The 26,777-nt window shown below is 32.0% G+C and carries 21 protein-coding genes and 1 pseudogene; 8 read left to right on the top strand and 14 right to left on the bottom strand.

Translation table 11 applies throughout. The features are described from left to right. Window positions 1-15: 15 nt before the first annotated feature. Window positions 16-1,557, top strand: a complete 1,542-nt coding sequence (locus tag P8V03_RS04245) for a hypothetical protein (protein WP_318796894.1) — start codon at window positions 16-18, stop codon at window positions 1,555-1,557. 153 nt (window positions 1,558-1,710) lie between these two features. Here P8V03_RS04245 and P8V03_RS04240 read toward each other — a convergent pair whose 3' ends face one another. From P8V03_RS04240 to P8V03_RS04200, 9 genes are all read right to left on the bottom strand, one after another. Next, window positions 1,711-2,265 carry a hypothetical protein gene (locus P8V03_RS04240; RefSeq protein ID WP_318796893.1) on the bottom strand — a complete coding sequence of 185 codons (555 nt, stop codon included), beginning with the start codon at window positions 2,263-2,265 and terminating at the stop codon, window positions 1,711-1,713. 174 nt (window positions 2,266-2,439) lie between these two features. Next, window positions 2,440-4,749 carry a PAS domain S-box protein gene (locus P8V03_RS04235; protein ID WP_318796926.1) on the bottom strand — a complete coding sequence of 770 codons (2,310 nt, stop codon included), beginning with the start codon at window positions 4,747-4,749 and terminating at the stop codon, window positions 2,440-2,442. A 365-nt stretch (window positions 4,750-5,114) separates the two neighbouring features. Then, on the bottom strand, window positions 5,115-5,663 hold the full coding sequence (locus P8V03_RS04230) for a flavin reductase family protein (protein WP_318796892.1): 549 nt from the start codon (window positions 5,661-5,663) through the stop codon (window positions 5,115-5,117). A 120-nt stretch (window positions 5,664-5,783) separates the two neighbouring features. Continuing rightward, window positions 5,784-6,791, bottom strand: coding sequence for a lipoate--protein ligase (gene lplA, locus P8V03_RS04225; RefSeq protein ID WP_318796891.1), 1,008 nt, complete (start codon window positions 6,789-6,791; stop codon window positions 5,784-5,786). After that, window positions 6,781-8,505 (bottom strand): dihydrolipoyl dehydrogenase, encoded by a 1,725-nt coding sequence (gene lpdA, locus P8V03_RS04220; RefSeq protein ID WP_318796890.1) that lies wholly within the window; start codon window positions 8,503-8,505, stop codon window positions 6,781-6,783. Before lpdA ends, lplA begins: the two co-directional genes overlap by 11 nt. 162 nt (window positions 8,506-8,667) lie before the next feature. Further along, a complete protein-coding gene (locus P8V03_RS04215; protein ID WP_318796889.1) occupies window positions 8,668-9,021 on the bottom strand; it encodes a carboxymuconolactone decarboxylase family protein in 354 nt (117 codons plus the stop codon). A gap of 179 nt (window positions 9,022-9,200) precedes the next feature. Continuing rightward, the gene (locus P8V03_RS04210) at window positions 9,201-9,623 is read right to left on the bottom strand and encodes a MarR family winged helix-turn-helix transcriptional regulator (protein WP_261672404.1); all 423 of its coding nucleotides are present in this window, start codon (window positions 9,621-9,623) and stop codon (window positions 9,201-9,203) included. Window positions 9,624-9,927: 304 nt separating this feature from the next. After that, window positions 9,928-11,166 (bottom strand): serine/threonine transporter SstT, encoded by a 1,239-nt coding sequence (gene sstT / locus P8V03_RS04205; protein ID WP_318796888.1) that lies wholly within the window; start codon window positions 11,164-11,166, stop codon window positions 9,928-9,930. Window positions 11,167-11,611: 445 nt separating this feature from the next. Further along, complete coding sequence (locus tag P8V03_RS04200; protein ID WP_318796887.1) at window positions 11,612-12,379, bottom strand: SIMPL domain-containing protein; 768 nt, start codon at window positions 12,377-12,379, stop codon at window positions 11,612-11,614. 291 nt (window positions 12,380-12,670) lie between these two features. On the opposite strand from P8V03_RS04200, the gene P8V03_RS04195 reads away from it, so the two are divergent. Both P8V03_RS04195 and P8V03_RS04190 read left to right on the top strand, forming a co-directional pair. Beyond that, the gene (locus P8V03_RS04195; protein WP_318796886.1) at window positions 12,671-13,186 is read left to right on the top strand and encodes an RNA polymerase sigma factor; all 516 of its coding nucleotides are present in this window, start codon (window positions 12,671-12,673) and stop codon (window positions 13,184-13,186) included. Beyond that, entirely contained in the window at window positions 13,186-14,469 is a 1,284-nt protein-coding gene (locus tag P8V03_RS04190) for a DUF4179 domain-containing protein (RefSeq protein WP_318796885.1), read from the top strand. Before P8V03_RS04195 ends, P8V03_RS04190 begins: the two co-directional genes overlap by 1 nt. A gap of 242 nt (window positions 14,470-14,711) precedes the next feature. On the opposite strand, the gene dsdA is transcribed toward P8V03_RS04190, so the two are convergent. The 3 genes from dsdA to P8V03_RS04175 all read right to left on the bottom strand — a co-directional run bounded on the left by dsdA (window position 14,712) and on the right by P8V03_RS04175 (window position 17,501). Then, a complete protein-coding gene (gene dsdA / locus P8V03_RS04185) occupies window positions 14,712-16,085 on the bottom strand; it encodes a D-serine ammonia-lyase (RefSeq protein WP_318796884.1) in 1,374 nt (457 codons plus the stop codon). Between the two features lie 74 nt (window positions 16,086-16,159). Then, a complete protein-coding gene (locus P8V03_RS04180) occupies window positions 16,160-16,939 on the bottom strand; it encodes a GNAT family N-acetyltransferase (RefSeq protein WP_318796883.1) in 780 nt (259 codons plus the stop codon). 85 nt (window positions 16,940-17,024) lie between these two features. After that, window positions 17,025-17,501, bottom strand: coding sequence for a GntR family transcriptional regulator (locus tag P8V03_RS04175; RefSeq protein ID WP_346432498.1), 477 nt, complete (start codon window positions 17,499-17,501; stop codon window positions 17,025-17,027). Between the two features lie 183 nt (window positions 17,502-17,684). On the opposite strand from P8V03_RS04175, the gene P8V03_RS04170 reads away from it, so the two are divergent. The 4 genes and pseudogenes from P8V03_RS04170 (at window position 17,685) to P8V03_RS04155 (ending at window position 21,559) form a co-directional block, all read left to right on the top strand. Beyond that, window positions 17,685-18,932, top strand: a complete 1,248-nt coding sequence (locus P8V03_RS04170) for an RNA-guided endonuclease InsQ/TnpB family protein (protein ID WP_318796882.1) — start codon at window positions 17,685-17,687, stop codon at window positions 18,930-18,932. 247 nt (window positions 18,933-19,179) lie between these two features. Next, complete coding sequence (locus tag P8V03_RS04165) at window positions 19,180-19,665, top strand: transposase (protein ID WP_318796881.1); 486 nt, start codon at window positions 19,180-19,182, stop codon at window positions 19,663-19,665. A gap of 51 nt (window positions 19,666-19,716) precedes the next feature. Then, a complete protein-coding gene (locus P8V03_RS04160; protein ID WP_318796925.1) occupies window positions 19,717-20,457 on the top strand; it encodes a transposase in 741 nt (246 codons plus the stop codon). Between the two features lie 191 nt (window positions 20,458-20,648). Further along, window positions 20,649-21,559, top strand: a pseudogene (locus tag P8V03_RS04155) (DMT family transporter). 112 nt (window positions 21,560-21,671) lie between these two features. On the opposite strand, the gene P8V03_RS04150 reads toward P8V03_RS04155, so the two are convergent. Both P8V03_RS04150 and P8V03_RS04145 read right to left on the bottom strand, forming a co-directional pair. Beyond that, entirely contained in the window at window positions 21,672-23,081 is a 1,410-nt protein-coding gene (locus P8V03_RS04150) for an amino acid permease (RefSeq protein ID WP_318796880.1), read from the bottom strand. Between the two features lie 306 nt (window positions 23,082-23,387). Further along, window positions 23,388-25,664, bottom strand: coding sequence for an excinuclease ABC subunit UvrA (locus P8V03_RS04145; RefSeq protein ID WP_318796879.1), 2,277 nt, complete (start codon window positions 25,662-25,664; stop codon window positions 23,388-23,390). Window positions 25,665-25,787: 123 nt separating this feature from the next. On the opposite strand from P8V03_RS04145, the gene P8V03_RS04140 reads away from it, so the two are divergent. Continuing rightward, complete coding sequence (locus P8V03_RS04140; protein WP_318796878.1) at window positions 25,788-26,720, top strand: helix-turn-helix transcriptional regulator; 933 nt, start codon at window positions 25,788-25,790, stop codon at window positions 26,718-26,720. Window positions 26,721-26,777 lie beyond the last annotated feature (57 nt).

Here is a 26,777-nt window from a genome sequence, read left to right as displayed (position 1 = left end):
AACGGGGGAATTAAAATGCCTAGCTTTTACAACTTAACCAAAGTAAATGGTTTTGATTATGACAATCTTAATAATGCAAGACAAAACAATTATGCATGGTCCATGAGTGAGTTAGGAGACTATATTTATGTAGGCACTGGCAGGAATATACTATTGAATGTTATCAAATCTATTAATGAGAACACCCAAATTCCTGTATTAATAAATCCAGACCCTGTGGATAACCTAGCTGAAATATGGAGATATAAAAAGGATGGAAAACTTCCATGGCAAAAGGTTTATAAAGCTCCAATAGGTTCCGACATTTCCGGTTTTAGATTTATGATTCAGCATAAACCTTTTTGCGGAAGCCCCTGCATCTATGCTGCAGCCTTCGGAAGAAGAGTGCAAATACTAAAAAGTACTAACGGTGTTAACTGGTCTATATTGCCTGATAGTGTTTTGCAAGGTACTTCCTCAAGAGCAATGATAGTACAAAAGGGGAAAGTATATGTAGCTACTATAAATGAGTCAAGCCCAAGTCCAATCCCTCTGTTATATAGCAGTGAAGATCCCGAGTTTTATCCTTGGGAGCCTGTTATAGACTATAATGCACCAGGCTTTGATCCTGACAAAAATCCAAGAGGATCAATAAGCAATATGGCAGTATTTAACAACAAAATATATGTTGCTACAAGTAATTCCGATGGAGTTCAAGTTTGGAGAACAAATGGAGCAGAGCCAAAATTAAATGACTGGACACTTATAGTTAATAAAGGTTTTGGAAATCCTGCAAATAAGTATTCTCTAAGTATTGGTGTATTTAAAGATTATCTTTATGTAAGCGGCACAAAACAATTGCCATTGGCTTGGTTTATTCCTATGGGATGCGATATTATAAGAATTGATAAACATGATAACTGGCAACTGATAGTAGGTGGAAATCCACTAATATCTTTAACTTCACCAGAAGCAGAACAACGTAGAAGCCTATCGGGGCTTGGATCTGGTTTTAACAATCCTTTCAATGTATACGCTTGGCAGATACAAGAATATGAAAATAAGCTGCTGATAAGTACTTTTGATGATTCTAGTAATATGGAAGTAATACTAAATACACTTTTAGCAAACAGACTTGCTTTAGAATATCTAATAGGTGCCAGAGTAGTAAATAAATTAATAGATGTATATAGGAGCGTAGTAGAAATATTGAGAGCCATTAAATATCCTATTGGATTCGATTTATATGTATCTGAAGACGGGGTTCACTTTAAGCCTGTAGTTCTTAGGGGAATTTACAACCCAAATAACTATGGCGGAAGAATACTCTATGTAGACAGCTGTGATCAATTATATATCGGAACAGCTAACCCATTCCAGGGCTGTGAAGTTTTCAAAGCCTGCAATATTGAAAGCTCCTCCTTAGAATCCTGTGATGAAATGTATTTTAGATGCCTAAAGAAAGCTGAAAAAGTAATAAGTGAAAATTACGGTATTGTAAGTGAAAACATGCCAGTGATTCTTGAATTTATACAAAAAAATAATTATCATAGATTTACTAACGATGATGAACAATAGTATAAGTCTATAAATAATGAAGAAGCCTGCTGATCTAGGACATACCTCTTAACGAAATTATAGCAGCCAGAAATAGAGGTATGTCTTCTTTTTCTATTTAAACCTTTAAATTTTTTAATATTCCGGTGAGGTATATTTTTATATACTTTATAATTAATATTGTCTTCCTTTTTCATAAAGGATTTCTGCTTTATCTATCAGTAGTTTGGCTATAGTTGCAATTAAGAACAAGCTTATAAATGACAGATGTGAGTTCCATAACTTTGTTTTATATATACCTGCAACTTTGGCTAAGGGAAGTGCACCATAAGAAACAAACCCTGCAAATAATGCTGTGATTATAGTAAAATTCCCCCAGCTTTTACACCGTTCATATACTATACTTAAACTTACTGGAATTACAAAAAGATTAGCAGGCAAAAAGGTTGGAATTATCGGTTCTAACTGCATGCGGTAATCATACCAATCTAGTGCAGTAGCAGTATCATCTAAATTTTTGTTTAGTATGTACACTATTCCAAAGTAAGCAATTGCTTTTAAATAGTCTTTTTTGTCTATCATGACAAAAAACAACACTAAAAATATAATACATATGGCAACAAAGGTCCACCATTGCCAGGTAAAAAGTGTATACTTTCTCCAAATTTCCAATCTTAATTGTAATAAATAATTTGAAACCTTATCAATTTCCTTCCCTAATTTTTCCAAAGTTTAGCCTCCTTATAGTATTTTGCCAACATAAAATTATATAGACTTATTATTCCAAAATACTAGGATGCTATTCTAAGTACCTATTATGTACACGTTTATTCATAACTGTAAATTTACTTTGTCATAGCTTCAAATACAGATTTATAAACACTTGAAGCTATATTAGCAAAACTATCTCTTATAACCCTTCTTTGACCACTTTTCTACAATTTCCTGTAGTTTTTCCATGTCTATCGGCTTACCAATGAAATCATCCATTCCAGAACTTAAACTTTTTTCTTTATCCTCGCCCATTGCATAAGCGGTTGTAGCAATTATTGGCAGGTGAGTATCAGTTAACTTTTCCTTTTCTCTAATAATCCTTGTTAGATCAAATCCACTTATTTCAGGCAGCTGAATATCCATTAACACTAAATCGTATTGCACCTTTTCCATCATTTCTAATGCCTTTTTACCATTATCAGATACCTCTACATTCCAATTATTTTGCTTACACATTAGCTTTATAGTTAACTGGCTTACATAATCATCTTCAACAAGGAGTATATTTAAACCCTTAGCTGAATTGTGAGTAGTGAAGCTTTCTTCTAAAGTAAAGTTATCTGATTCCTTTTTAGGTACATCAACCACGCAAGTAAAATAAAAAGTACTACCTCTACCATATTCACTTTCTACGGAAATTTCTCCCCCCATTAGTTCAACAAGCCTTTTAGAAATAGCAAGACCTAAACCTGTACCCTTAAATCGTTTTGTTAAAAAATTTTCTAGTTGAGTAAAATAGTTAAATAGTTTTGGTATATCTTCACTTTTAATGCCTATTCCTGTATCTTCTATAGAGAACATAAGCTGAATTTTATTCTTAACCCTTTTAAGCTTTTTAATTGATAGAATAACTCTTCCCTTTTCCGTAAACTTTATGGCGTTTCCTACCAAATTAATCACAATCTGCATAAGCCGAACTCTATCTACTATGATTTCCTTTGGCATATCCTCTGATATGTCGATTTGAAAGTCTAACCCCTTTTCCTTTGCAATAAACTGGAACATTTTTGACTCTGACTCTATTAAACCTAAAATATCTACTAATTCTGGATTTAACTTAATCTTACCAGCATCGATTTTTGATAGGTCAAGAATGTCATTAATAATTTGAAGCAGAGACTTAGAGGATGACTTAATAATATCAATCATTTCACTTTGTTCATCAGTTAAATAGGTCAGTGTTAATAAATCTGCCATTCCCATTATTCCGTTCATAGGTGTTCTGATTTCATGGCTCATGTTTGCAAGGAATTGACTTTTGGCCATATTAGCTGCCTCAGCTTGCTCTTTTGCCTTGTAGAGGTCTGTTTCCATCCTCTTTCTTTCCGTAAAGTCCTCAATAATGGCTATTGCACTTACTACATCTCCATTATCATCCTTTATCGGTGCTGCTAGTATCCTAATTGTTGCAGATTTTCTCCTCTGTGAATAGTATTGCTTCTCTGCAATTACTAATTTGCCGCTTTCTATGCATTTCTTATAGGTATCAGAAATTCTGTTTTCTACTAGTGAAGAGTCGGTAAAAAGATTAAAAGGTTTGTCTATTTCTTCTAATGGAAAACCAAATATCTCCAGTACCTTTGGGTTTATAAAGGTTATATTGCCATTTTTATCATAGGAGAATATACCTACAGGTACATTATTAGCTAGGCTCCTATACATTTCTTCCCTTTCCTTCAGCTCCATTTCTTTTAATTTACGTTGGGTTATATCCTGAACTATTCCGTATACTCGAGCTAAGTTTCCAGCACTATCACAATTACATACTACCTTCTCATGAATCCATGTTATAGTGTTATCTGCTTTTACTACCCTTATATCATATTCTGCTGTATTACCTGCTTCACCCTTAAATGTGTTTTGTATAATTTCTTTAATTAAAGACTTATCTTCTAAATGAACAATATCTATAAAGCGACTTATGCTAGGAATGAATTCTTTAGGCTTATATCCATACATACGGAATAGCTCATCTGACCAAAATGATTGTTCTCTAACTACATCATATTCCCAATATCCTATATGAGCAAACTCCTGTGCTTCCTCCAATTTTTTCTGTGTGCTTTCTAATTCTAACTGAATCTTTTTTCTTTCAGTTACGTCATGTCCTGCAAAATAAATAAGTTTTTCATCCCACTGAATTCTTCCATTCCAAGCAATCCACTTATAAGTTTTATCTTTACAAATGTATCTATATTCAACGCTTAACTCTTCATTAGTTTCTCTATTGAAGAAACTTATCCAATTATATAACTTGAATCTGTCCTCTGGATGAAGAAGGTTGTAAAAGTTTATTTTTTTCATTTCCTCTGCACTATAACCAAGGACTTTTTCACATGCAGGATTTACATATTTAAAATATCCATTTATATCAGAAATGCATAACAGTTCAGGAGTTAAGTTCACCATTTTCTCATAGTTGTCTTTACTTAATTCCATATTACTCAATGTAATTACCTGATTTCTTTACTATCCAAGAATCAGGATTTTCACCTTCCTTTCTTTTTATAGTTTTATTTATATCCTAGCTTTTTACTTTTCCTCCACTCCTCTAACTATAAAACTCCCTATTTAATATCTATGGAGCACAATTAAGCATTTTTATCATCCCAATTAATTTTTGCTTACATTATATCTCTTATAATATCTCATACTAACTCTTAACCCTTGTATTTTCAAGCCCTGTTATCCTATTTTTTACGTCAATTTTAAAAATTCCTACTAAAACAAAGAAAGAACCTACTAATTAGCAAGTTCCTTCTTTGTTTTAGTATTATATTCTGGTAAGTTTGTCTGCTATGTTTTTATTTGCTGCCGCTACATGTACTAAATATTGATCCAACTCTATTCTTTAAATCAAAGTATCCTGAGTCCATCAATACTGTTGGTTTAACCTTCAAAGCATCTGGTCTTCCATTTTCTAAACAATCCTCATTGGCATATGCAGCAACAATTTCTCCGATAAACATTGTAAAATCAAACATAGGAATAGTCTGTATTACCTTGCATAAGTAATTTACAGGGCATTCTTTTATCATTGGTGCATTCCCTACTTCATCATAAAATGATTCAAAAATCTTAGATTTATCTACTTTATTACCAGAAACGGTTCCACAATAATCGGTTTTTTCAATATTTTCAGAGGAAGGAATGTTTACACTAAAAAATCCATTCTCCACTACCCCTGCTGTTGTACAGTGGGAATTCTTTAAAGAAATATAAAGCACAGGTTTTTGACTTACAACTCCATATGCACCAATGGTAGCATAGTTTGGTTTTCCATTAACAGTTGATCCTGCTAAAACTGCAATATAGGGTCCAAAAGGAATATTTACTACCTTCTTCTTCATCATATTTATTCTCCTATCAATTTATAATTTTGTTGCAACAATAAAAATTATAAGATAAAAGAAAATAAATTTATAGACTTTTTCTTACCTATAGGTTATCATATAGATAGAGTACGCCCCTAATTAACCGTACTCTTTTTTACTTTCTAACCAATTACACAGGTCATATAAAACTATTTTTTCATTTTCATCTATGTTCACTGTCTTTAGTCTACTACAAATTTCTTCAATATTAAAAGTTGCTCCTTTAATACTGTCTGCTATTCTGGCTATAAGTGTATTATTCATAGCATCAGAGTATATTACCGCCTTCTCTATAATGGCTTTTTTTAATGAAAGACATAATTCTATAGCTCCCCAGGAGAACTTATTTTCAAAGACTATATCAAAGGAAGGAGATTCTCCATATATCCAATTCCAAGAGGAGTATTTACTATACAACTCCTGTAACCTAGGATTATCCTTTTCCACTAGGTATTCTTTACAATTTGAATGGTATATTTCCACGAAACTCTCCTTCAAACTTTCCTTCATAGACTCTATAGTTATATTAGGATTTAAGTTTTTTAAATTTATTACCCTAGCTTGTACCGAATCTATTCCCTTTGAAACTATCTTTTCCTCTGAAACCTGGAGATAGTCTGTGAGCTTGCTTATATCTACATCTATAAGTATAGTTCCATGATGATATGCAGTTCTGTCTGTGAAATAAAAAGCATTTCCTGAAAACTTTTTTCCTTCTACTTCTATATCATTCCTTCCAACAAACTCTGCATTTATACCCTGCTTTCTTACTGCATTTATTATTACACTTAGCTGTTTATCTAAGTCATACAGCTGTTTACTTAAAATAAAGGTAAAGTTTAAGTTGCCTAAGTCGTGAAAAACTGCTCCACCACCGGAAAGTCTTCTTGCTATCTTTCCCTTATTCTTTTCAATTTCTGAAATTCTGCACTCTTTCCAGGTATTTTGATTGCTTCCTATTACTACAGTATTGGCATTCTGCCAAAGATATAAAATAACTTCATCTTCCTCTACATTATCTAGCAGATATTCTTCTAAGGCTAGATTATACCATGGGTCAAAGGAAGATGATAAAACTATCTTTGTTTTTAACTCTTTAGTTAACAAAGTGTAGAGAACCTCCCTCTAAGGCAAGAGCTCCTTCATGAATTGCTTCTGCTGTTGTTGGATGAGCATGTATAGTTTCTGTAATTTGGTCTATCTTTAATTTATTCTTTACCGCTAAAGCAATTTCAGCTATTAAATCTGTAGCATGTGGGCCTATTACAGCTCCTCCAAGTACTATATCTGTGTTCTTTTCCTTTATTAGTTTAACAAAGCCTGCTCTTTCTCCGTAAGTAAGTGCCTTACCATTTGCTGCAAAGGGGAATTTTCCTACTTCTATTTCTAAACCTTGCTTTTCTGCATCTTTTTCTGATATGCCGACAGTTGCAATTTCAGGGTGGGTAAATATTGCACTAGGTACTACAGTGTAATCCATAGACAATTCTTTTCCCATTATATTTTTTACTGCCACAACTCCTTGGTGAGAAGCTATATGGGCTAATTGTATTATATTAGTTAAATCTCCAATAGCGTAGATATTTTCCACAGTAGTTTGAAGTTTTTCATTTACTGCTATTCCCTTTTTATTTTCTAGAGACTTTATGCCCAGCTTTTCAATATCCAAGCCTTCAAATACAGGAGTTCTGCCTACTGCCATAAGCACCTTGTCAGCAGAGATGTATTTCTTCTCACCATCTTTTGTAAATACTACGATAGACTGATTATCTGCTCCGTCTATTATTTCTTCTACCTTTGAGCCAGTAAATAATTTAATCCCATTGTCTCTTGCTGCAGCAGTTATTTCTGCAATTACATCTTCATCTAAATTAGCAAGAATTGAGTTGAAGTATTCCACTACATATACATCTACGCCAAACTTTGAGTATATGAAAGCAAACTCCATTCCTATTATTCCTCCACCGATTATTATCATCTTCTTAGGTAGAGTATCCATTGTTAAAGCTTCATCACTGGTAATAACATTTTTCGAATCTGCACCTGATATAGGAAGCTTTATTGCCTTTGAACCAGTAGCTAGTATTATATCTTTAGCCTTTATTGTTATTTCTCTATTTCCTTCTTTAGCAAATAGAGTTTTTGTATCTAAGAGCCTTCCCTCCGCTTTTATTACTCTAATACCATGTTTTTCAAGGATATATCCAATGCCTCCTCTTAACTCATCTACTACATTGTCTTTGCGAGCTATTACTTTCCTCATATTCACTGATACATTGTCCGCATATAATCCAAAATCTTCAGCTTTAAGTAGATTTTCATAAACTTCTGCAGACCTTACCAAAGTCTTTGTAGGTATACATCCTCTATTTAGACAAGTGCCACCTAGGTTTTCCTTTTCTATTAGCACAACTTTTGCACCGAGTTTAGCTCCTTGAATTGCTGCCACATATCCACCTGGACCTCCTCCAAGTATTGCTATATCACATTCAATTTCTTCTTTTCTAGGTTTCATTATACTAGAGAAGTAATTAAATCCTCCAACTTCTTTTGTTTGTTCTGTTTTTTCACTAGTCACAGCTGCTTCTACTCCCTCTATTTTTGCTACAACATCTCCTAACCTTACAGTATCTCCCTCGCCTATTTCAATAGATTCTATGATTCCAGAAAAATTCGAGTTAAAAGTAGAACTTCCTTTTTTTCCTTCTATATCACAGATTTTATCTCCTAATTTTATTTCATCTCCAACATTTATATGAATTTTACACACTTTACCTTCAGTCGCATGTCCATTTAATTTATCTAATACTATATCTAACATATATATTCCTCCGCAAAAGTAAATTTTAAAATATCCACTTTGAAACTTACACCTATACTAAAGGATGTGCTTGCAAATTTTAAAGATACATTTCCAGTATCTAAAAATTTGATAACACATCCCGATTCATAAGTACTTGCCTATAGGTGAGGTCAATTAGGACTATTTAAAGTCCTTCTCAAATTCCTCTATTGAATCTTTTAATAATGTAACACTGTATGCCATAGTAGGGCCTCCACCAAAGGCTACTGATACCATTGCAGCTTCCATTATTTCCTCACCAGTTGCTCCTGCCTCTAGAGCTTTATAAGTATGGAAAACAATGCAATATTCACAACGGTTGTACACTCCGATAGCAACACTTATTAATTCCTTTGTCTTTGTATCAACTGCACCTGGCTTGTAAGCTGCTCCAAGTAAGTTCATAAAAGCTCCTAATTGTTCTTGATTAGTGGTACCTAACACTTCTAAACCTGCTGAAAATTCATTTAACATTTGTCTTGGATCTTTTGCCATTTCCAATTCCCCCTATAAATAATATATCTCATAACAATCACAATAATTAATTGCTATGCTAATTATTAGTATAGCAATTATATGTAAACATTTCAATAGTGAAAATGTAAATTTTACAATTTTCTTTATAAAAGAAAAGCTGTGAGGCAAAACTCACAGCTTTTTTATGTTATATAATTCTATTCAATATTTCTTACCATTTGATTTAAAACCTTCATAAATGCACTCATATCTTCATCAGAAATATTGTTAGAAAATACTTTTCCCATATTTTCTCCTTCTGGTAAAAGATCCTTCCAAAATTTCTCTCCTTTTTCTGTGAGACTTACGAGAAATATTCTCCTGTCCTCATCATTTTTAACCCTCTGTACATATCCATCCCTTTCCATTCTGTCTACCAACCGTGCTAATGTAGATGGTTTTATATCCATCTTATCTGCAAGTTCCATTTGGCTTAAGGATTTATATTTATCTAAGTAGTACATAGCTATCCACTGGACTCTAGTAACCCCAAAGGGTGCCAACCTATTATTAAAGGCCTCTGCTAACTTTTTAGACTGTCTATTTGTCATAAAACCTATACAACTATCTAAATCAAACAATGTATGTTCACTCCTTAAAATCATGCCTAAGATTTTTATATAATTTCCTTTACATTATACGTGAAATTATATTATATTTCCATAGAATCAAAGCTAAAAATACAGTAGAACTGTCTAATGGGAGTTTTGAAAATTTCTTTATGTATTTGCTATTAAAAAAACAGAACATTCTCCAGGTTAATCTACAGCCATCAACTATACTTATATATTTTAATATATAAAAAGGATATAGAATGAATAGTCATATTAACTATCTATTCTATATCCTTTTAAATTTAAATCCTCAATCTTAAAATTTCTTTATTTATGCTGCTGAATCAATAACGATTTCCTTACCTTCTTTACGCCACTTAGCAAATTCCGCTGTTGCTGTGAATAATGCATCTGTTGACGAATTAAGTGCTGTTTCGCAAGAATCTTGTAAAACCCCCACAATGAAGCCTACACCAACTACCTGCATAGCAACATCATTTGGAATTCCGAATAAGCTACATGCTAGAGGAATAAGTAACAATGAACCACCGGCAACTCCTGAAGCACCACAAGCACATACAGCTGATAGTACACTAAGAATTAATGCAGTACCTATGTCCACCTGAATACCAAGAGTATTTACTGCTGCAAGAGTTAACACTGATATTGTAACAGCTGCACCGGCCATATTTATGGTAGCACCTAATGGAATAGACACAGAATAGGTATCTTTATCTAAACCTAACTTTTCACATAAACTCATATTTACAGGAATGTTTGCTGCTGAACTACGTGTAAAGAAGGCTGTAATCCCACTTTCTTTTAAACACTTAAATACTAGTGGGAATGGATTCTTACGAATATTTAAGTAAACAATAATTGGATTTAAAACAAGTGCTACAAAGACCATACAACCAATTAAAACTGCAAGCAATTTTCCGTAGCTTAGTAAAGATGCTATTCCATTTGTAGCAATAGCGTCAAATACAAGGCCCATGATTCCTAATGGTGCAAAGTTTATTACCCATGTAACCATTTTTGATAAGGCATCTGAAAAGTTAGTAATAAATGTTTTTGTAGAATCAGAAGCATTTTTTAAAGCGAAGCCAAGCACTACTGCCCAGGATAGTATACCGATATAATTAGCATTAAAAAGTGCTTTTATTGGATTATCAACAAGATTTAATAGCAGTGATTTAAGAACTTCTGTCACACCACCAGGAGGAGTAACATTCTCAGCACCCCCTGCAAGTATTAAGCTTACTGGGAACATAAAGCTTGCAACAACAGCTGCTAGTCCAGCTAAAAATGTTCCTAAAAGATAAAGTACTATAATCGATTTCATATTGGTCTTATGTCCACTCTTATGTTGAGATATTGCTGACATAACTAAGAAAAGTACTAGCATGGGAGCGATGGCTTTTAAGGCGCCTACGAATAAAGAACCCATAATGACAATTGGTTTTGCTACCTCTGGAATCGTTACAGCTAAGATAATACCAATAATTAAACCTATAATTATTCTTTTTACTAAGCTCAATTGATTCCACTTATTCATTAGATTTTTCACAATATTTTCCTCCTCTTATAATTAAGATATAAATGAAACAATATACAATAAATAGCAACTTTAAATATAATACCATCTGACTGCTTGTTTCGAGTTTTTTCGACAAATTAAGCTTACCACATTTTTTTATTCATTTAAAGTAAAATTTAAAATATTTTAATTCGAAATTATTACCATGGAAAATCAACGGTGAAATCATTTTCACAAAAACTTATTTTTAATGCAAAAATTTGATCTTTGTTAAATTTTTATTTATATTTAATTCTATAATCAGAAAATAATGAAAATAAATATTGAAAACCAATTACTCATTGGTATCTTAAAAAAAGAGAGTATAACCAAAACAGGGTAGAGATTTTTTTCTCTACCCTGTTTCATATCTATTACCCTCTCTATTCTCACCCATATAAGCTTGTCTAATCTTTATATAATATAAAAATTAATTTTAATACTCATATACCAAGCTGACATTAGCCTTTACCTTATATGTTCCTACTTCTAAAGCCATGCCTTGACCTGCTGAACTGTTCTTTGCAGCTAAATCATACATAATTGGATAATCAATCGGAACCCCATTAGAATTCTCAGTTATTTTTGTTGGAGTTGATATCTTCACATCTATACAGCCAGCTACTACCTGTGCTTTAGCTTTAGCATTTGATATAGCATTTACTAAAGCCATATTGTAATACTTTGCATAATCACTAACTCCAAAAGTTACCCCATTTGAGTTATTTGCTCCATTAGATATAGCCGTATCAATTATGCTTCCAACAGAATTTATCTTTTTAATTGCGATACTTAAATTGCTTGTAACTGTGTATCCAACAATTGTGCTCTTCCCTGTTTTGTCATCATAGCTGTATTTAGGACTGATGGAGTAATTAGATGTTTTCATATCTTCACCTGCTACTCCAGCTTTTTTAACAGCAGCAATTACATTATTCATAGTAGCTGAATTGCTTTTTTGAGCTTCATCTACACTGCTATTTTCAGTAGTTACTCCTAAAGAAACATAGGCAATGTCAGGAGTCACACTTACCTCACCATCTCCGTTAACATTTATTGTTCTTGCTGCAGTTTTATCCTCTGCTGCTAATACCTTGTGATTTGTAGTTGGGACTATTGCCATCAGGAAAAGAATCGTAACTACGGACATAACTACAAATGACCATTTTGTTTTTAGTAAATTAATACTTTTCAAATTAACCACCTCTTCTATATTTTTATAGATTTAAAACCTTCAGCCTATTAGTAGAACTGATTAAATTTTAACTCTTCATAAATATAGACGATTAAACATTATTTTCCGCTTCAAAAAAATTAATTTTTTTATTTATTACTAAATTATTTAAAAAATCAGCGACAAATATCCTAAAAATGTTATTGTAAATGTAGTGCAACTAAATCTGTTTCTATATAGTGTAAAACTTTTTTATTCTTAATATAGAAAATGAACTTTTTTCATAAATTAATACTCTTAGATATAGAATCGAGGTGCTAAATGGATATTGAGATTTTAGTAAAAAAGTCAAAACAAGGTGATAAAGAAGCCTTAATACAGCTTATAATGGCAGAAAAAACAGATTTTTATAAGCTGGCTTATTTATACATGAAAAATGAAGAAGATGCTTTAGATGCACTTCAGGACACAATTATAATTTTATATGAAAACATAAACAAATTAAGAAATCATGGTGCTTTCTACAGCTGGAGCAAAACAATCTTAGTAAATCGCTGCAAAAAGCTTTTAAGGGAAAAAAAGAAAATAGTTTCCTTAACCTCAGTTAAAGAAGAACCTTATGAGGAAGGCTTTGATAGAAAAAATGAACAGATTATACTAGAAAAACACTTATCATATTTAAAAGAAAAATATCAAGAAGTAATTAAGCTTCGTTATTTCTTAGATTTGGATAATGAAACTATATCAAAAATGCTTAATATACCTGTGGGAACAGTGAAATCTCGCATATTTAATGGTATTAAAAAGCTTAAAGAAAGCTTAAGAGGTGAAGAATAGTGAATAATATTGAAAAATTACTAAGGAAAAATAAATTACAACTAGATAAACTAGAGGTCCCTGATGTCTTAGAGAATAGGCTAAGAACTGCACTTAATAATAAGAGCAAAAGATTAAGCATTGCTAGACCTCTCAAAATAAAGGCAGCAGTTATTTTCATCTTTTTAATACTAATAGGATATAATTTTAATACCTTAGGATTTTATGCTGAAAAGCTTATAGGCTATGATAAATTAATGGACTCAAACTTAAAAAAGCTAAATGAACTAGGAAAAGGTCAAACTATCGGTAAAACTTTCACCTTCAAAAACGGTTTAACATTTACTTTAGATGGAATAATGCTAGATGATAATAGACTTTTAGCCTTTTACACAATAAAAAATTCTAAAGGAAATATTGAAAACGAACTCCTTGAACCCTTAAATATATATTTTAAGGGAAAACTTAATGATTATAGATGCCTTAGTTCTTACGGAGATGTAAATGATGAAAAAACAGAAGTAAAGTTTACTTCAACCTTTGATTCACCTTCTTTCTTTGACAAAGATTTAGTTTTAAATGTAATTTGTAAAAATGAAACTGGAAAAATTTCTTTTACATTAGATAAAAACAAAGCTATGGGATATAGCATAAAAAAAATCTTACAGAAAAATATTAGAACCGATGATGTTAATCTTCGTCTTGAATATATTTGCGCCTCGCCTACAACTACGGTAGTTAAAGGAAAGGTGAAAAATATATTGGAATTGGCTATAGATAGAATTCGTGGTGCTAAATTTTCACCTAACAGCTTAGACATAAGATTAATTGCTGATGGAAAAATATTAGAAATCCAACGAGCTGAGCTTAGTTCAAACATTGATGGAGTTGCTTTTAAGTATAATTTTCAACCTTTGCCTAATAACTTTAAGAAGCTTCAAATTGAATTTTTAGGTATTAGCTCTGAGCATATTATAAATAGAAATTTTAAACTAGAAAAGGATATGCTGAATGAAAATATTAATATAGAAAATAAGAGTATAGAAATAAAAAAGATATATGAGGCTAATGGCAATACTTATGTAACTTTAGCTACAGAATCAGACGTAATTTTAACAAAAGTAAATATGCTGCTGGATGGCAAAACAGTGCAACTTAACAAAACAACTCCAGAAAATGCTAATAAAAATTCTAATATCAAAACTAGAACTCTAGAGTTTATAGGAACAGGTAATGATTTAAAGCTAAATGTTCAACGTATGCTTTATAGAGAAAATTATAATAAAGTTGTAGATGTGTTTTAAAATAAGACTTTTATTGATTTTATAAATTCTGTTATCCAAGATAGTAAGATACCATTAAACAAGTAATTTAAGTATGTTGAATGTATGATTGTAAGTTATGACATGAAAAATCAACTTATAATATTCCTTAAATATGAATTAAGGGAGGTCGAAATGACTTCCCTCAGATTCTATTTCTTTTATTCTTAAATTTTATCAAAGAATATTTCTCTGCCAATATTTATTCTTGTTCTTTATAATTTTTATAGTTCACCAAAGTTCTTCAGCTCACACCCTTTTTTGTAGTAAGCTTCCATTATATCCTTGGGAACCATACTTCCCCCTGTAGCCCAAGCAATATGTGAAGCATTTTTCATCTTGTCTTTTAAGTTATTGTTTTCCATATACTTCTGTCCAGCCTCATCTTTAAATAAATCAATTGGCCCAGGTATGCCAGCTAAGGCAGAGGGCTCCAAGTAGATGCCTTCTAAATCTATCAGTGTGCTTAATAGAAGATATAATTTTTCATCTTTTGCTGTATAAGATCCGCTGATTAACTCTCTCAGCGTCTTTCCTACAAAACCTGAAGCTCTGCCAACAGCAAGTCCATCTGCTGCTGTAATGTTGTCTATTCCAAAGTCCTGAACAGCTACTTTATCATGCATGTCTGTCATTAATCCTATAACCATACATGGAGAATGTGTTGGCTCTGCAAAGAAACAGTGTACATTATCCTTAAATACTAATTTCAGACCAAAGGCTACTCCACCTGGTCCCCCTCCAACTCCGCATGGAAGATAAGCAAATAGTGGATGTTCTTCATCTACAACTACATTCATTTCCTCTAATTGATTCTTCAATCTATAAGCTGCAACTGCATATCCTAAAAATAAGTTAGTTGAATTTTCATCATCTACAAAATACATATTTGGATCTGCCTCTGCTTGTTTTCTGCCCTCTTCTACTGCTTTACTATAATCCGACTCATATTCAACTACTGTAACACCTTTACTTCTAAGAAGATTTTTCTTCCACTGCTTTGCATCTGCTGACATATGAACAAATACTTTAAATCCCAGTTGAGCACTGATTATGCCAATGCTAAGTCCCAAGTTTCCTGTTGACCCCACTGCAATAGAATACTGAGAAAAAAATTCTCTAAATTTGTCACTATCCATAACAGAATAATCATCTTCTAAGGTTAATATGCCATTTTCAATAGCTAATTCTTCTGCATGTTTTAGAACTTCATAAATACCACCTCTTGCTTTAATTGATCCTGAAATAGCAAGGTGGCTGTCGCATTTTAGTAATAGTTGTCCTAAAATTTCCTGACTGAACATTTCCTCTATTTTGCTCTGCATATTAGGGATTTTAACAATAGGCGATTCAATAATTCCATTTGTTTTTTCTGTTTCTGGAAAAACCTTAGCTATATAGGGTGCAAATCTTTTTAGTCTTTCTTCTGCTTCCATTACATCTTTCTCAGATAGTGAAATTTTTTTAATAGCATCTTGAAATTTATCATAATTAGGGTTAGTCCAAAATACTTCTTCTGTGGAAATAATTTTATCCATTAGTGGATACTGTTCTTTCCACTGCTCTAAAGTCTTTCCTTGTACTATTGTTTTACTCATATAATATACCTCTTTCTTTTATAATATTTTATATTAAAGATTTTCTAACAGAAATATATTTTATACAGGAAGAATTAGTATATGCCATTTTTTATACCATCTACGACTTTATTGAATTTTGCTTCACTCAAAATTTCATGTGTAATAAATTTACCATTATAAAACAAACTATATATGCTGAATGGTGATGGATTATGTTTCACCTGTTCTTTATTATCAATCTTAATAATCTCTAGAGGTATGTCATTTTTGCCTGCCAGTTCTTTTAATACTGTGTTTATATAATATTCAGTAAAGGGACAACAATTTGAATAATATGCTGTTAAGCCATTTTTATTGTCACAGACATTTTCTTTAGCTGATTCATTAAAGCTAGGATTTATGGCGTTAGGATTATTCTTGTAAACTAATAACTCAAAATATGGAGGAGCTGTATCACATACCTCAAATCCTTGCTTTATAAAGAACTTTTTGTCTGAGATATAGGGCCTCTTTTTATTGCTTGTAAGAACTACAATTCCATCCTTATCTTCCGAGTCTCTTAAGCACTCCTGTAAAAGCCTTTTTCCATAACCCTTTCCTGCATACTGTCCTGCAACCCAAAAACAGTTTATTACCATATAGTTTGGTGCAGTAATGGGTAGCCAGGCTATATCCCATGGACAGTATTCAATAAAAACTTTATGTTTAACATTTAATTTTTTAAATACATATCCTTTCGGAATTTGCTCCTTCAGCCAATGCTTTTTCTTCAAATATCCCTCAACACATTTTTTATCGGATATAGCACAGCAAATATGTTCGTTGTCAATGTTTTCTAAATTTAAAGTTATAAATTCCCCTAAGTTATCCATCTTTGTAACTCCTTTCATATAGATAATTTAATAATACCACTATAAAGGTGAACACTCAATTTCCTGAATTATTTCAGTAATTCCACTAGTAATATAATCCTCTGTTACATTTGACACGTTTATTTTTAGTATTGATTTTTTTGCCGGAAACCTGATAGTTTGCCAATTGTTTATGTATAACATCTATTAAGGAGGGTAAGCCTTTAGGTGTACCATGTACAAACAAATCCTTCTTATATATATCAATGGCTTGGTTTATACAATGCTGAAAATCTAAATAAGGAAACACCTCTGGATCTGGAGCGGAAGAAGCAAAATCCATTGTAAGCTTCTCTCCTTTATTTAAATTAGGTTTTCCTGTCACAACATAATACCCACTTTTGGGAAGAGAATAAACTATGTGTCTTCTTTCCAATTCATGTAATGCACTAATGACTGTACTTTTGTTGCAATTGAAATTTTCAGTTAGACTCCGAATAGAAGGAATTTTCTCTCCTTCTTTATATCTACCACCTTTAATCATGTTTTCAATCTCATTTGATACTGCTAAATACTTATACATAACCTACTCCTTCCAATCACTGTACCGGTATAGATTAACTTTATCTAATAAGGCGTAACACCCACATCCTCTATAGGTGGGGGATGTAAGCCTGCGTGTATATTGCAACGTTATGTTTTACTGAATACTATAATTAATAGTAAAATTACGGTATAATATAAATAGAAAGCGAGGTGAATAAAGATGTATCTATGTGTAAAACAACAGTTGAAAAAACTATCTAAAGAAGACTATGAAAATATTAGAGAGTTATCTCATGTTGCTAAAAATCTATATAACTATGGTTTGTATAATGTAAGACAATATTACCTTGAACAAAAGGAATATCTTAATTATGAAAAGAACTATGCTATTTGTAAAAGTAATGAAAATTATAAATTACTAAACAGTAACATGGCTCAACAAATTCTAAAAGAAGTAGATGGAGTGTTTAAGTCATTTTTTGGACTAATTAAACTTGCAAAAAAGGGTACATATGATTTTAAGTCAATTAAACTACCTAACTATCTTAAAAAAGATAGTTTTGCAACTCTTGTAATAGGTTTTGTAAGGTTAAAGGATAATGAACTAGTTATTCCTTATTCAAACAATTATAAAAAGACTCATGAGCCTATTAAAATTAAAATACCACCTATACTTTTAGATAAAAAAATAAAAGAGATTAGAATAATACCTAAAGATAATGCAAGGTTCTTTGAAATTCAATACACTTATGAAGTAATTGAAACTCAAAGGGATTTAGATAAAACAAAAGCACTTGCAATAGATATAGGTATTAATAATCTTGCTACTTGTGTAACAAATGAAGGAAAAACATTTATCATAGGTGGAAGAAAGTTAAAGTCTATTAATCAGTGGTTCAATAAAGAAAATAGTAGATTACAAAGCATAAAGGACTTACAAGGAACTAAGGGAACTACTAAAAAACAGTCTATATTAAGAAACAACAGAAATAATAAAGTAAATGATTATATTAATAAGACTTGTAGATATATCATTAATTATTGCTTAGAAAACAATATAGGAAACCTAGTAATCGGATATAATGAAACACTTCAAAAGGATAGTAATTTAGGTAAAATTAATAATCAGAACTTTGTTAATATACCAGTTGGAAATATAAAAGAAAAGTTAGAATACCTTTGTAGGCTATATGGAGTTAACTTTGTAAAACAAGAAGAAAGCTATACTTCAAGGGCAAGTTTTTTTGATAATGATACTATACCTAAATATAATGCAGATAATCCAACAGATATAGTTTTTAGTGGTAAAAGAATTAAAAGGGGATTGTATAAAACTAAAATTGGGTATTGTCTAAATGCTGATGTTAATGGGGCATTAAACATATTAAAGAAAAGTAGCGTTGTGGACTTACAAGTCCTATACAGTAGTGGCGAAGTGGATACGCCTATAAGAATAAAGATTGCATAGATTTTTAAGTCTTATGAAGCTCCCACTTCTAAAGTGGGGGAGAGTTCACTTTCATTGTATCATAACACCTTATTTAATAACATAGATATAGGCTTGAGCATAACTCACAGCCTTTTTATTTCAAGGCTCGGTAGAGACCAAAAATCTATATCACTCAAATTTTGACGTATCCTTAAAAGCACTTTGACTAATAATATACTTATTGGGTAAAACTAATTAGTTTTAGTATTTTAAGGAGGTCTTACAATTGTATCAACGCCAAGAACTTTTAAATTTGATAGACTTATTTCCCCCTCAAAGTCTAATCGACTTTTATTCTAGTTTATTTGAGAATCTTGATTTATCAGAACTTGAAGACTACTTGCCATCTAAATTTGGCCCGAAGAGCTTTTCTCGTCATGCTCTGCTAAGATCCTTTATAGTAATGAAGTGTGAGAAGCTTGCTATGATAACAGATTTAAATGACTTCTTACACAATAACTTGAAGATTGCACATATATGTGGTTTTGATATTTTAAAACCATTGCCATCATACACAGTTCTCCAACGATTTATAAAGGATTTTCCTAATGATATCCTTAAAGAAATCTTTAAAAAGCAGGTGTCTGGACTCAAAGATTTAGGAGCAATAAGTTCCGAATTTATCTCATTAGACTCGACACCAATAAAAGCAAGTACTAAGCAAAATAACCCTAAGTCTTTTACTAAAAACAAATTCAAAAAATCAAATTAACCTAAATCTGATAAAGATTGTAGATTAGGTGTCCATTCTGCAAGTAATGAAATAACTGAAAAAAACTTTGAATACTATTGGGGGTATAAGAATTTCGTTCTTTGTGACGCAATATCTGGTTTGCCTATTGATGAGATGACCACTACTGCTGAAAAAGCTGATATTTCTATGCAGATACCATTTTTAACTAAAACCAAAGGATGGTTTAACTTAGATGACACCTACTTCATAGGAGATAAGGGTTTTGACTCTAAGGATAATCACAATTTTATTAAGAATGAACTTCATGGACTAGCATTTATAGCAAGAAATAAAAGAGGAACTAAAGAACCTAAGACACTGCCTGCCGGCAATCCCATATGCGAAGCTGGTTTGGCTATGCATAAAGACGGCAGACAATATTTAAAAGATTCTATAAAGCAAAAATTTTGCTGTCCTTTCAGAACTTCTAAGGATAACACGAAGTGTCCTTGCAATCATCCTAAATATTTAAATGGAAAGAAGAACCGTGGTTGTATAAAATATAAGTCTATAGGAACTGACTATAGGGCATCTATAGATACAGAATCTATATTTTTTAAGAAGATTTACTCTTTGCGTACAGAATCAGAACGCTATAATTCAAGGCTTAAGAACTTAAGTCTTGAAGACGCTTCTGCTAGAAACTTTGGTTCAATTTCTAATCTAAACACACTAGGTCATATTTGCTTATTAACCGCAGCCCTCACAGCAATCAAGTTAGGTCAGCATGATAAAACCAAATCCCTAACGGGATTAAAACGAAGCGCATAGGTAATAACTGATCTTTGATAAAACCATATTTTCACAAACCAACAGTCCTAGGGATAGTCTACCCTTTTTTAGATAAAAATATAGGCATTTTTCATCTAAAATTTACTTTTTCAACTTATAACGAAATTCCTTAGTTATGCTCATCTCTAAACATAGATATATAAGATTATAATTATGGGAGGAATACTAAAATGGAAAATTCCGTTAAAAGAAACACTTACTTTGCTGCTACTCTATATGCACTGATTATAGGCTTCTCATTTCTATTCGTAAAGCTAGCTTTAACTGTTACAGATCCACTAAATATACTTGCACATAGATTTACAATATCTTTTGTTGTGGCTTCTATTCCTGTTGTTTTTGGGTGGATAAAATTAGATATAACCTTTAAAGATATGCTTCCTATTTTACCTATTTCATTATTTTATCCAACTTTATTTTTTGCTTTTCAAGCCTTTGGACTAGTATATATTTCATCTTCAGAAGCAGGAATAGTCCAAGCCACCATTCCTATTTTCACAATGATCCTAGCGACATTTTTTTAAAGGAGAATTCTAGCAGACTACAAAAGTTATCATTAATTTTATCTGTATCTGGAGTAATCTATATTTTTGTTATGAAAGGAATAGATTTAAAGCCTGCTAGTTCTATAGGAACCTTGATGATTATTTTATCATCACTTTCTTCAGCTGGTTATAATGTTCTAGCAAGAAAGATAACTAAAAAGTATAAAATATTGGACTTAACTTATATGATGACCTTTATAGGTTTTCTCAGTTTTAATTTAATATCTATCATTGATCATGGTATTCATGGCACTATTAATGTTTATTTTAAACCATTTATCAATCCATTATTTTTAATTTCAGTACTTTATTTAGGTATACTATCTTCACTTATAACATCACTATTATCAAATTATACTTTGTCTAAAATAGAGGCATCTAAGATGAGCGTATTTAATAATTTATCTACCCTGATAACTATGATTGCTGGAGTTATCTTTCTACAGGAAAGTTTATCATATTTTCATATAATTGGAGCGGTAATGATTATTGGAGGGGTAATCGGAACTAACTTTTTAGATAAAAAAACACCATAAATACCAATTTTAAAGGAAGCATTACTAGTGTTAAATAAATATTATAAAAGCTTACCTTACCTTAAGAGAAACTCTTAAGGTAAGGTAAGCTGCTTATATACTATAGTTCAATTTATGCACTTTTCTTTAGTAAGGATTTATTTGTATTTTGTAATGAACTGTTTTTACGTGAATATGTAAAATAAACTATAAGACCCAATGCTAACCATGTTAGGAAATATATCCAAGTTGTCTTTGATAGGTTAAACATTAAGAATAGACTGAATACTACTGCCAATATTGGTACTAATGGTACTAATGGAGTTTTAAAGCTCCTTTTTAAATTTGGATGAGTTTTTCTTAATACAATTACAGATGCAGCAACAAGCATGAATGTTGCTATAAGAGTCATATTTGCAAGATCTGCTAATTGTTTAAGATCAACAACACCTGCTATTAAAGCAGCAGTACAACCTGTTAACCAAGTTGAAAAAGTTGGTACATTTGTCTTTGAATTTATACTAGAGAATACCTTTGGAAGCAATCCATCACGACTCATTGAAAATAGTATGCGGGATGTACCAAAGATATAAGCGAACATAACTGCAGTAATTCCTACCACTGCTCCAATGGAAAGTATTGAAGCAGCCCAGCCTTGTCCAACCCTATTTAGTGCAAAGGCCATGGCATCACCAACGTTCAATAGAGAGTAGTGGGTAATTCCAGTTAAAACCAGACAAACTATAACATATATAATTGTACAAATAATTAATGAAGCAATGATTCCTGTTGGAAGATCTTTTTGTGGATTTTTTACTTCTTCCGCAGAGGTTGAAACTGCATCAAAACCTGTAAATGCAAAGAAAACAGATGCTGCTCCAGCAAAGACTCCCTTTAAACCAAATGGCATAAATGGATGCCAGTTTTGTGGTTTTATAAAGAAGGCACCTACTGCTATGAATAGAATTATAACAGCAACTTTTACTATAACCATAAAGTTGTTTACTTTCTTACTTTCCTTAGTTCCTCTTGAGAGCAGATAGGTAACCAATAATATTATTACCGTTGCCGGAAGGTTCATTATACCTCCCTGACTTGGAATAGTTACGAATTGTTTAGGTATATGTATTCCAAATTCTCCTAAAAAACCATTAAAATAAGCTGACCAACCACCTGCAACAGATGATGTACTTACAGTGTACCCTATAACAAGTGACCACCCAACAAGATGAGCAATTATTTCACCTAAAGATACATAGATGTAAGCATAGGAACTACCAGAGGTTGGTATTGCAGCTGCAAATTCAGCATAGCATAAGCCAACAAGCATACATACTATTGCAGAACAAATAAATGATAATATAACTGCTGGTCCTGCATCTCTTGATGCTACAAGTCCTGTTAGAACCATAACACCTGTTCCTATAACTGCACCGATACTCATTAAGGTTACGTCAAAGGAACCAAGAGTTTTTTCTAGTGATGCAGATTGGTGACGTTCTAAAACCGAATCTACACTTCTTTTCTTAAAAATAGAACTCATTCTTTTAAATCTCCTTTTGCAATCTTTTACTGAAGTTAATTAACAAATCCTTTAAAAAAGTTAACAAAATACTATACAATAATAAAAAATCAGGCTATAATTTGTCAAACTACCAAATTAACCTTTAGGTGGTATTGTTTGCATTTTTCTTTATATTACTCCAAAATTCGTCATTATTTTATTTTATTCGATTTAAAAATTGCAAAAAGACTTTGTTTATTTAAAAAATTCTCCCATTTTACTATAATTTTAATTGCTTTCAGCATCAAAAAGAACTATTGAAACTATCTTTCCTCTAGAAGGCTGTTAAATTTTCATATCCGTTATATATTCTTTTAGATACTTTCCTGTAATAGAAGAAGAGGAATTAATCAAGTCTTTAGGATGTCCTTGGAATATCACCTTGCCTCCATCCTGACCTGCTCCTGGACCTAAATCTATAATCCAATCCCCTTGACACATTATATCAAGATTATGCTCTATCACAATTAAGGTACTACCTTGGTTAACAATGTGGTTCATAATTTTGATAAGCTGTGACAGATCAGACATGTGCAACCCTGTAGTTGGCTCATCTAATACATATATATTCCCTTCTTTTTCCAACTCTGCTGCAAGCTTAAGTCTTTGAAGTTCACCACCAGATAGTGTATCTAAGGATTGACCTAGACTAATATAGCCTATTCCTACATCTTTCAATCTTTTCAAAGTAGCAAATATTTCTTTTTCACAAAAAAATTCCAAGGCTTCATCAACTGTCATTTTAAGAACCTGGCTAATATTTTTATTTCGTAATTTAAATTGAAGTACTTCCTTAGTAAATCTATTTCCTTGACATGCTTCACAAATACCTACCACCGGATCCATAAAAGCTAAGTCAGTATAAATTACTCCTAATCCCTTACATTCTGTGCAAGCTCCATGAGAATTAAAGCTGAAAAGAGAAGCTTCCGCACTGTTTTCTTTTGCGAAGAGCTTTCGGATAACATCAAAAATCCCTGTGAAGGTAGCTATATTAGAACGCTTAGAACCTTGAATTGCTCCTTGATCTATAAAAATTGCCTCAGGATAATGCTTTTTAAATATACCATTTATAAGAGTACTCTTCCCAGAACCAGCTACCCCTGTAATCACAGTCATAACACCTATAGGTATATCCACAGAAACCTCTTTCAGATTGTGCAAGGAGGCATTCTTTATAGATATCCATCCCTTAGCTTCCCTTGTACTTTCTTTCAAGGTAGTTCTACGATTTAAAAACTTTCCTGTCAATGTATCTGCTTTTAATAAACCTTCTACTGCTCCCTGATACATAATATTTCCGCCTTTTTTGCCAGCTTTTGGCCCCATATCAATCACATGGTCTGCAATTTTAATTACATCCGGATCATGTTCCACTATTAAAACAGTATTTCCTTTATCTCTTAATAACTTTAAAAGGTTATTAAGCCTAGTCACATCATGGGGATGAAGACCTATGCTTGGTTCATCAAAAATATAAGTAATATCTGTTAAACTGCTTCCTAGTTGACGAACCATTTTTATTCTTTGTGATTCCCCTCCAGAAAGTGTGGCTGTTTGTCTATCTAAGTTTAGGTATCCTAGTCCCACAGAATTTAAATGTTCTAATCGATTAATAATAGATTCAACTATTGTATAGGAAGAAGGCTCCTTAATATTCTCTATAAAGCTAATTAACTTACTGACCTGCATTTTTGTACAATCTGTAATATTTTTGTCCTTTATTTTGCACTGTAGTACCTTTTGGTTAAGTCTTCCACCATTGCATAATGGGCAAGTTCCTCTGGTAACCACGTAATCAATATCCTTTTTATATAGCTTAGCATCCCTGCATTCTTTGTTTAAAAAAGTCCGTTCAATTCTCGGTATAACCCCTTCATACTTTGAAGTGGTGGGCCACCCTTCTCCAGGATTTGTGAGCTTAAAACCTGCTTTATAAAGGAGGGTATCCCATTCCTCCTGGCTATAATCCTTAAGTTTCTTGTCATTATCAAAAAGTCCTGTACAAACATATCTTTTCCATCGTACCTCTCCTGGCCTAAAGGTTGGAAACTGAATGGCTCCTTCATTTAAAGATTTACTTTTATCAATTAGTCTATCAATATTGATTATATCTATTTTTCCCAATCCTTCACATTTAGGACACATTCCTGCAGGATTATTAAAGGAAAACACATCAGAATAGCCTACAAAAGGTATACCAATACGTGAAAATAACAACCGCAAAAGAGAGTAAATATCCGTTATAGTTCCAACGGTTGACCTTCCATTTCCTCCTATTCTCTTTTGGCTAACTACAATTGCTACAGAGAGATTTTCAATTGAATCTACATCAGGCTGTCCGTAATGCGGAAGACGGTGACGTATAAAACTTGAATAGGTTTCGTTCAATTGACGTTGTGATTCCGCTGCAATTGTATCAAATACAAGAGATGACTTTCCTGAGCCTGAAACTCCGGTAAAAACAGTGATTTTCTTCTTTGGAACCTCTATATTAATATTCTTTAAGTTTTTCTCTCTAGCTCCAGTAACATGAATATTATTGGATTTTTCTTTTTTCATAGTAATCCCCTTTCAATATCTATCATAAATACTGTATACTAAAAACATGACAATTGCTGTCTGTTTTTATTAAGATTAATCTATTGATCATAGGATTAATTTCTGTTGCAAAGGAGATTTCATATGTCAAAGGCTAAAAAAATATTTGATTTAATTATGTATGTAAATTCTAAGAAAAACTTTACTGCTCAAGATGTTGCCTATGAATTTAACATATCTGTCAGAACTGCTCATAGATATTTAATGGAAATAAGCGAATTAGGAGTTCCTATATATACAGAGCAGGGCAGAAACGGCGGCTATCGCACACTAGAAAATAGAATTCTTCCTCCAATCATATTTGATGAAAATGAGGCCCTAGCAATTTTCTTTGCCTTTCAATCACTAAAGTACTACAAATCACTACCCTTTGATACAGATATAGATTCAGCTTCTAGAAAATTGTATGCCACTCTTCCTGAGGATGCCAAAAACAAAATAAACCGTTTAGAAACACTTATATGCCTATGGAATCCAAAACGAAATATTGCCTCTCCATTTTTAAAGGATATAGTTGAAGCAGTTCTTGAGAGTAATACATTAATAATTGAATATGTATCAAAATCCAAAAATAAAAAAAGAGAAGTTAAACCCATTGGAGTATATGCCTATGACGGACTTTGGTATATGCCTGCCTTTGACCTGGAAAAGGATAAGGTTTTATTATTTAGAGTGGATAGAATCGCCTCTTTAGAAGTTTCTAAAAAAACTTACCAGTTTCCAATGAATTTAATAGATTGGTTTGATAGCTACACTATTAAAAGGCCTGTAAGATTACATGTTAAGCTTACAAGAGAAGGTATAAGACAGTGCCAGAGTAAATCATGGTTAGAACCCCACATTGTTGTTATGGATGATGAGAATGGGTATATTGATACAATAATTGATAAGGATGAGCTAGATTTTGTTTCTAATTATTTTCTTCAGTTAGGCATTTCTGCAAAGGTTATTGAACCACAAGAAATAGTAGATAATATAAAAAAACAAGCACATGCCCTGATAAATCATTACATATAGCTATAATTAATATAGTTCTGTATAAAAAAGTTCTCCCAAAGTAACTTTGAGAGAACT

Origin of the sequence: Clostridium tanneri, assembly GCF_033659955.1 — a bacterium.
GTDB classification, from domain to species: domain Bacteria; phylum Bacillota; class Clostridia; order Clostridiales; family Clostridiaceae; genus Clostridium_AM; species Clostridium_AM tanneri.
The sequence above is the reverse complement of the archived record's forward strand: the minus strand, read 5'-3'. Positions and strand labels throughout refer to the sequence as shown.

Bases quoted from the DNA above. Each gene is read 5' to 3' on its own strand.
- lpdA (WP_318796890.1), bottom strand. From the start codon at position 8,505: ATGTTAGATATAGTATTAGATAAATTAAATGGACATGCGACTGAAGGT.
- P8V03_RS04245 (WP_318796894.1), top strand. From the start codon at position 16: ATGCCTAGCTTTTACAACTTAACCAAAGTAAATGGTTTTGATTATGAC.
- P8V03_RS04150 (WP_318796880.1), bottom strand. From the start codon at position 23,081: ATGAGTTCTATTTTTAAGAAAAGAAGTGTAGATTCGGTTTTAGAACGT.
- P8V03_RS04230 (WP_318796892.1), bottom strand. From the start codon at position 5,663: ATGATGAAGAAGAAGGTAGTAAATATTCCTTTTGGACCCTATATTGCA.
- P8V03_RS04175 (WP_346432498.1), bottom strand. From the start codon at position 17,501: ATGTATAAGTATTTAGCAGTATCAAATGAGATTGAAAACATGATTAAA.
- P8V03_RS04195 (WP_318796886.1), top strand. From the start codon at position 12,671: ATGGATATTGAGATTTTAGTAAAAAAGTCAAAACAAGGTGATAAAGAA.
- P8V03_RS04145 (WP_318796879.1), bottom strand. From the start codon at position 25,664: ATGAAAAAAGAAAAATCCAATAATATTCATGTTACTGGAGCTAGAGAG.
- P8V03_RS04235 (WP_318796926.1), bottom strand. From the start codon at position 4,749: ATGGAATTAAGTAAAGACAACTATGAGAAAATGGTGAACTTAACTCCT.
- dsdA (WP_318796884.1), bottom strand. From the start codon at position 16,085: ATGAGTAAAACAATAGTACAAGGAAAGACTTTAGAGCAGTGGAAAGAA.
- P8V03_RS04215 (WP_318796889.1), bottom strand. From the start codon at position 9,021: ATGGCAAAAGATCCAAGACAAATGTTAAATGAATTTTCAGCAGGTTTA.
- P8V03_RS04170 (WP_318796882.1), top strand. From the start codon at position 17,685: ATGTATCTATGTGTAAAACAACAGTTGAAAAAACTATCTAAAGAAGAC.
- P8V03_RS04180 (WP_318796883.1), bottom strand. From the start codon at position 16,939: ATGGATAACTTAGGGGAATTTATAACTTTAAATTTAGAAAACATTGAC.
- P8V03_RS04140 (WP_318796878.1), top strand. From the start codon at position 25,788: ATGTCAAAGGCTAAAAAAATATTTGATTTAATTATGTATGTAAATTCT.